We start from the raw sequence: 6,118 nt of genomic DNA, 5'->3' as shown, positions 1-6,118 counted from the left end.
CCTTCGCGTCCGTCGCCGTCGCCGGCACGTGCTCCAGCACGGCGCTGTCGGTGGCGGGCGTGAAGGGCACGCGCTCCGCCGCGGGCGACTGGCCGCAGCCGGCCAGCAGCGGCGCCACCGTCAGGGTGAGCCCGAGCGCGAGTCGCCGGAGCGAAGGGAAGGGGAGCGCGTGCATGCGTGAACAGCACTACGCAGCCCACGCGCGAATGGATGTCCCGCGGACGGAATGACCGTCCTTTGGGGCGACCTCAGGTGCCGGTGGCGCGGCGCGGAGACCCTGTGCGTGCGTCCGCGTCACCGCGCACCAGGCCGTAGGGATCCAGCGGATCCCCGCCCAGCGACTCCAGCGCCACCAGGGTGCCCAGGCCCATGCGCCGCGCGTGGTCCAGCAGCAGGCGCGTCACCACGTGGTCCTCCAGCGCGTGGCCGGTGGAGTCGAACACCGTGTTGCGCTCGCGCCAGCCCTGGAACTCCTCCGGCTGCTGCACCACGGTGGCCAGGTCCGGGCCAATCTGATCCGGGTGGAGCTGCTGGCACTCGCCCTCCAGGCGCGCCTGGGCGGGGAAGTCCGGCACCACGAGGCTGCGGCGCAGGAGCGCCAGGGGCAGCTCCGCCTTGCCCGGTTGATCCGCTCCCACCGCGTTGACGTGCGCGTGCGGCTGGAGCGCGTGGCCGGAGATGACGGGCCCGGCGCCCCGGGCGACGGTGGTGGCGGTGCAGAGGATGTCCGCGCACACCTCCAGGTCCGGCAGGGGCGTGGGCCGCACGTCCAGCCCCAGGAACTCCACGCGCCGCACGAAGGAGCGCGCCGCGTCCGCGTCCAGGTCGTGCACCAGCACCTGCTCCAGCCGGAACACGCGGCTGAGCGCGTGCAGCTGAGAGACGGCCTGCGCGCCGCAGCCCACCAGCCCCAGCACCCGGCTGTCCGGAGACGCCAGGTAGCGGCTGGCCACCGCCGACGCGGCCCCCGTGCGCAGCGCCGTGGCGAACACGCCGTCCATCACCGCCGCCAGGTGGCCCGTCTTCACGTCGTAGACGCTGTGGGTCGCGACCAGCGTGGGCAGCCCCGCCTCCCCCCGGTTGGTGGGGAGGGAGGACGCCACCCGCACCGTCAGGCTGTCCCCGCGACGCAGGGCGGGCATCCAGCCAATCACCCCGGACGGGCGCGGCTCGCTCACCACCTGGAAGCCCTCCCGCTTGGGAACCTGCAGGACGGATTCGTCCAGCTCCCGCAACGCCACGGTGAGCGCCTGGATGAGCTCGTCCATCAGGACGTCCAGCCCCACGCCCTCCACGAGCGCGCGCAGGTCAGGAGGGCCGAGCAGGAGGGTGCGAGGAGCCGGGTGAGTCATGTGCGCGGAGTCTACGCCCCTGACAGGAATTGCAATGGGTCAGTTTTGAACACGAATTCCTGTCTCGCTGTGCCTTTTGAATACAGGTGCAGGGAACAACGGGGAACGGAGGCAGTGTTGGAGACAGGCGCTCAACGTCCGCCGGACCTGCGAAGGCCCGGCTGCCTGCCCGCCACCCGAGCCGCCCCACCCCAACGCCCGAGTGTACGCCGCCTTGAAGCCCTCCTCCGTTCCCAGGACGCCCGTGCTCACCGCCGTCTCCGACGAGTCCCCCAGTCCCCCTCTCGCCGACGAGCGCCGCGCCCGGGTCCTCCTGGTGGACGACGTGCCCGCGAACCTGCTCGCCCTGGAGGGCATCCTGGAGCCGCTCGGCCAGCACCTGGTGACCGTGCGCTCCGGCGACGAGGCGCTGAAGGCGCTGCTGCTGGATGAGTACGCGTGCGTGCTGATGGACGTGCAGATGCCGGGGCTGGACGGCCTGGAGACGGCGCGCCTCATCCGCACCCGCGAGCGCACGAAGCACCTGCCCATCCTCTTCATCACCGCGCTCAGCCGCGAGGCGGCCTACGTCACCCGAGGCTACGAGTACGGCGCGGTGGACTACCTGCTCAAGCCCGTGGACCCGGACATCCTGCGCGCCAAGGTGTCGGTGTTCGTGGAGCTGTACCTGCGCGGGGAGAAGCTGCGGCAGCAGGCGCTGGAGCTGGCGGAGCGCCGGCGCGTGGAGGAGGAGCTGCAGCGCGCGACGGAGCTGGAGCAGCAGCTGGTGGGTATCGTGGGACACGACATCCGCACGCCGCTGGCGGCCATCCTCACCACCGCCCAGGCCCAGCTGTCCCGCGAGGCGCTGCCGGCCGCCCAACGCAAGGCGTTCGAGCGCGTGGCCCGGGGCGGCGAGCGCATCCAGCGCATCGTGGACCAGCTCCTGGACTTCACCCGCGCGCGCGTGGGCGGGGGCATCCCGGTGGTGCCGGGCGCGGGCGACCTGAACGAGCTGTGCCGCAAGGTCACCGACGAGCTGCGCGCGGCGAGGCCCGAGCGCTCCATCCTCTGCGAGTTCGCCCGCGACAGCCTCCCGGGCGTGTGGGACCTGGACCGGCTGGCGCAGGTGGTGGCCAACCTGCTGGACAACGCGCTCAAGTACAGCCCGTGCGACACCCCCGTGCGCCTGCGCACCTACGAGCAGGGCCTGGACGCCGTCTACCTGGAGGTCCAGAACGCCGGCGCCCCCATCCCCGCGCACCTCCTGCCCACGCTCTTCCAGCCCTTCCGCCGCGGCGACGGTCCGGACCAGCGCGAGAGCCTGGGCCTGGGGCTCTACATCGCGCGCAGCATCGTCGAGGCTCACGGCGGCACCCTCCGGGTGGAATCCACCCCGGAGGTGGGTACGGTCTTCTCCCTCTGCCTGCCACGTCAGGCTTTGGCGGACGGGCGCGCGCATTCTCCCTGTGCGAGCGCCGCTGCACCGATGACGGCCTGAAACACAAGGCCGGTCGCGTTACGGGCAATGCATTGCAGTGATGGCTGATTCCTCCACCTGAAAGCCATACAACAATCCGTCCACATCAAAACCTCTCAATACGTGAGGCAGACATGTGGAGGGTTTGCTACAATGCCAGACGTCCGGGAGGCAATCTGTCCGGGCGTGAAATGTGTCCGCTTTGGGGAGGGTGCGCGACAAATGAACGACAACTCGACGTGGATTCCCGTGGATGGAAGCGACCCGATTCGTGCGTGGGTGCGACGCCCCGCCTCCGGGACGGGTCCGGGCCTGCTGCTGCTGATGGTGGAGGCGTTCGAGGGCAACGCCCACCTGAAGCTGATGGCCGAGCGCTTCAGTGAAGAGGGCTACGTGGTGGTGGTGCCGGACCTCGCCTCGCGCGGAGAGCCGGAGGAGATGGACCTGAAGCCGGTGGTGGCCTGGACGCGCGCGCTGCCGGAGGTGGTGGGGCTGCGGGGCAAGAAGCAGGTCGGCGCGCTGGGCTACGGCCTGGGCGGGACGCTGGCCGCGCAGCTGGCGGCGCACGCGCACGTGGACTGCGCGGTGGCCTACTGCGCGCCGGGGATGGAGGACGTGCTCCCGCAGGGGGGTGAGAACGCGGCCCCCATGGTGCTCCACTACGCGGAGTGGGACGGCTTCGTGCCGCCGGCCGCGGTGGCGCGCGTGAAGCAGCACGTCAGCGTCGACGTGGAGCTGTACCTGTACCAGGGCGTGCGCCACGGCTTCTTCCGCGAGGGGTCCCCGGCCTTCCACCGGCCCTCGCAGATGACGGCGCACACGCGCACCCTCGCGCTGCTCAAGCGCGTGATGGGGCCGCGCTACGACCTGGCCGCGCTGTGGGACAAGCACACGGAGCTGGAGTTCGCCGCCCGGGACGCGGACGCGACCATGAAGACCATGGTGGCGCACCCGTACGTCAACAGCGTGCCGGTGATGACGGGCGGCGTGGGCGCGGAGTACCTGCACCGCTTCTACGCGAACCACTTCGTGCACGCGAACCCCAAGGACACGAAGATGACCCTGCTGTCGCGCACCGTGGGCGCGGACCGCGTGGTGGACGAGTTCATCTTCAGCTTCACCCACGACATCGAGATGGACTGGATGCTCCCGGGCATCCCGCCCACCGGCAAGTACGTGGAGGCGGCCTTCGTGGCGGTGGTGAACTTCCGCGGCGACAAGCTCTACCACGAGCACATCTACTGGGATCAGGCGTCGGTGCTGGTGCAGCTGGGCCTCATCGACCGCAAGGGCCTGCCCGTCACCGGCGGCGAGGCCGCGCGCAAGCTCCTGGATGAGACCCTCCCGTCCAACACCCTGATGGGGAAGTGGGACGAGAGCGCGCCCTCCAACCTCAAGGCCGGCTGACCCCGGGGTGACGTCCGCGCCCCGGGGTCGTGTCTACCCAGGGCGCGGTGGCTGTCTGACTTTCACGGCCTGGGACGCGCGGAGCCATTGCGCCGGCTCCTCCGGGATGTCCACAATGCGGCACCTCGCTGGATGGTCCAGGGGGGCTTCGTTTCCCAGACTTCCTCTGGATTTGGCGCCGCTCCCGGATGCGACTCTCCCTGTCCCAGAAGCTCACGTTGGCGCCGCTGCTGGTGGCGCTGTTCTTCACGGTCCTCTTCTTCGGGTACCTCATCCCGCGCGTCAGCGCCGCCTTCGAGGCGCAGGGACGGGACGTCGGGGGGGCGCTGCCCACGGCGCTGGCGGCCACGCTGCCGGCGGCGATGCCGGGGGGCCAGACGGAGTCGCTCCAGGCGGTGCTGGAGCAGGTGGCGCGCCACCACCAGGTGGCCTACCTGGCCGTCTTCGACGGGTCCGGGCAGCTGCGCGCGGTGGCGGGCGAGTACGCCCCGGCCATGCGCGAGCTGCGCGACCGGCTGGGCCGCGCGCAGGGTGAGGCGACCTTCTACGTGCGGGACGCGGAGCTTTTGGACGTGAGCTCGCGCTTCGCGAACGGGGCGGGCAGCGTGCACGTGGGCTTCAACCGCACGGCGGCGCGCGCGCAGGTCCGGGCCATCACCACGGGTGTGAGCGTGGTGATGCTGCTGGCGCTGGCGGTGTTCGTGGCGGTGGGCATCGTGCTGGCGCGCCGGGTGGCGGCGCCGCTGGTGCAGCTGACGGAGGCCGCGCAGCGCATCGCGGAGCACGGCGACCTGCGTGAGACGGTGCGCGTGGAGGGCACGGACGAGGTGGGCCAGCTGGCGAAGGCCTTCTCGCTGATGACGTCGAAGGTGAAGGACCTGCTGCAGCAGCTGCAGGCGTCGTCGGACCTGCTGCGCGGTTCGGTGGACCACCTGAACGACTCCGCGGGCCGGCAGAACGAGATGGTGTCGCGCCACGCCGCCGCGCTCCAGGAGACGCAGGTGACGGCGCAGGAGATCCGCCAGACGTCGGTGGTGGCGTCGCGCGCGGCGGAGACGGTCATCGACGTGGCGGAGCGCGCGGAGGTGCTGGGCAAGACGGGCGAGATCGCCATCACGGAGAGCATCGAGGGCATGGTGGCCCTGCGCGCGCAGGTGGAGCAGATCGCCGAGCGCATCATGGCGCTGGGCGAGCGCACCGAGCAGATCTCCGGCATCACGGAGACGGTGAAGGACCTGGCGGACCAGTCCCACCTGCTGGCGGTGAACGCGGCCATCGAGGCGGCGCGCTCCGGGGAGCACGGCAAGGGCTTCGCGGTGGTGGCGCGGGAGATCCGCGGCCTGGCGGACCAGTCCATCCGCGCGACGAACCAGGTGCGCGGCATCCTGGCGGACATCAGCACCGCCATCTTCGCCACGGTCGAAATCACCGCCGCGGGCACGCAGCGCATGGAGACGGGCCTGGCCCAGGTGCGCACGTCCGGGGACACGCTGCGCCAGCTGTCCTCCATCGTGCGCGACAGCGTGGTGTCCGCCCGTCAGATCTCGAATACGGTGAACCAGCAGGCCACCGGCATCGAGCAGATCTTCACCGCCGTCAACGAGCTCAACACGGTGATGGGCGACACGGTGAAGCGCATCTCCACCACCAGCGAGTCCGCCGTGTCGCTCAAGCTCCTGTCGGAGCGCGTGGCGGCGATGGTACGCGACTACCGGCTGTAGCCGGGCGGGGCAGGAAGCGCTCCACCACCTGGGCCACGGTGCGCGTGGTGGCGGCGCCGGGTTCGTTCACCCGGGCCGCGAGGAAGGCGGCGCCCAGCCGGGCCACCGACGACACGACGAAGAGGACGTGCAGGTTCACCCACGGGTGGCCGCCCAGGATGAACTGGCTGGGGCACCCA

General features: G+C 71.1%; 4 protein-coding genes and 1 pseudogene. 3 read left to right on the top strand and 2 right to left on the bottom strand.

Annotated elements, in window-relative coordinates; translation table 11 throughout:
• Positions 1-248: 248 nt before the first annotated feature.
• Positions 249-1,352 (bottom strand): ornithine cyclodeaminase family protein, encoded by a 1,104-nt coding sequence (locus ACLEQD_RS34880; protein WP_410390045.1) that lies wholly within the window; start codon positions 1,350-1,352, stop codon positions 249-251.
• A 214-nt stretch (positions 1,353-1,566) separates the two neighbouring features.
• Between ACLEQD_RS34880 and ACLEQD_RS34875 the strand changes: the two genes are divergently transcribed.
• The 3 genes from ACLEQD_RS34875 (at position 1,567) to ACLEQD_RS34865 (ending at position 5,939) form a co-directional block, all read left to right on the top strand.
• A complete protein-coding gene (locus ACLEQD_RS34875; RefSeq protein WP_410390044.1) occupies positions 1,567-2,832 on the top strand; it encodes an ATP-binding protein in 1,266 nt (421 codons plus the stop codon).
• 201 nt (positions 2,833-3,033) lie between these two features.
• Complete coding sequence (locus tag ACLEQD_RS34870; protein ID WP_410390043.1) at positions 3,034-4,218, top strand: alpha/beta fold hydrolase; 1,185 nt, start codon at positions 3,034-3,036, stop codon at positions 4,216-4,218.
• Between the two features lie 188 nt (positions 4,219-4,406).
• Positions 4,407-5,939: a methyl-accepting chemotaxis protein gene (locus tag ACLEQD_RS34865; protein ID WP_410390041.1), complete on the top strand. Its 1,533-nt coding sequence runs from the start codon at positions 4,407-4,409 to the stop codon at positions 5,937-5,939.
• On the opposite strand, the pseudogene ACLEQD_RS34860 reads toward ACLEQD_RS34865, so the two are convergent.
• Positions 5,887-6,118: pseudogene (locus ACLEQD_RS34860) on the bottom strand (MFS transporter); the annotation flags it as partial. The gene ACLEQD_RS34865 and the pseudogene ACLEQD_RS34860 sit on opposite strands and share 53 nt — an antisense overlap.

Origin of the sequence: Corallococcus sp. 4LFB (assembly GCF_046520365.1) — a bacterium.
Classification (GTDB): domain Bacteria; phylum Myxococcota; class Myxococcia; order Myxococcales; family Myxococcaceae; genus Corallococcus; species Corallococcus caeni.
The sequence above is the reverse complement of the archived record's forward strand: the minus strand, read 5'-3'. Positions and strand labels throughout refer to the sequence as shown.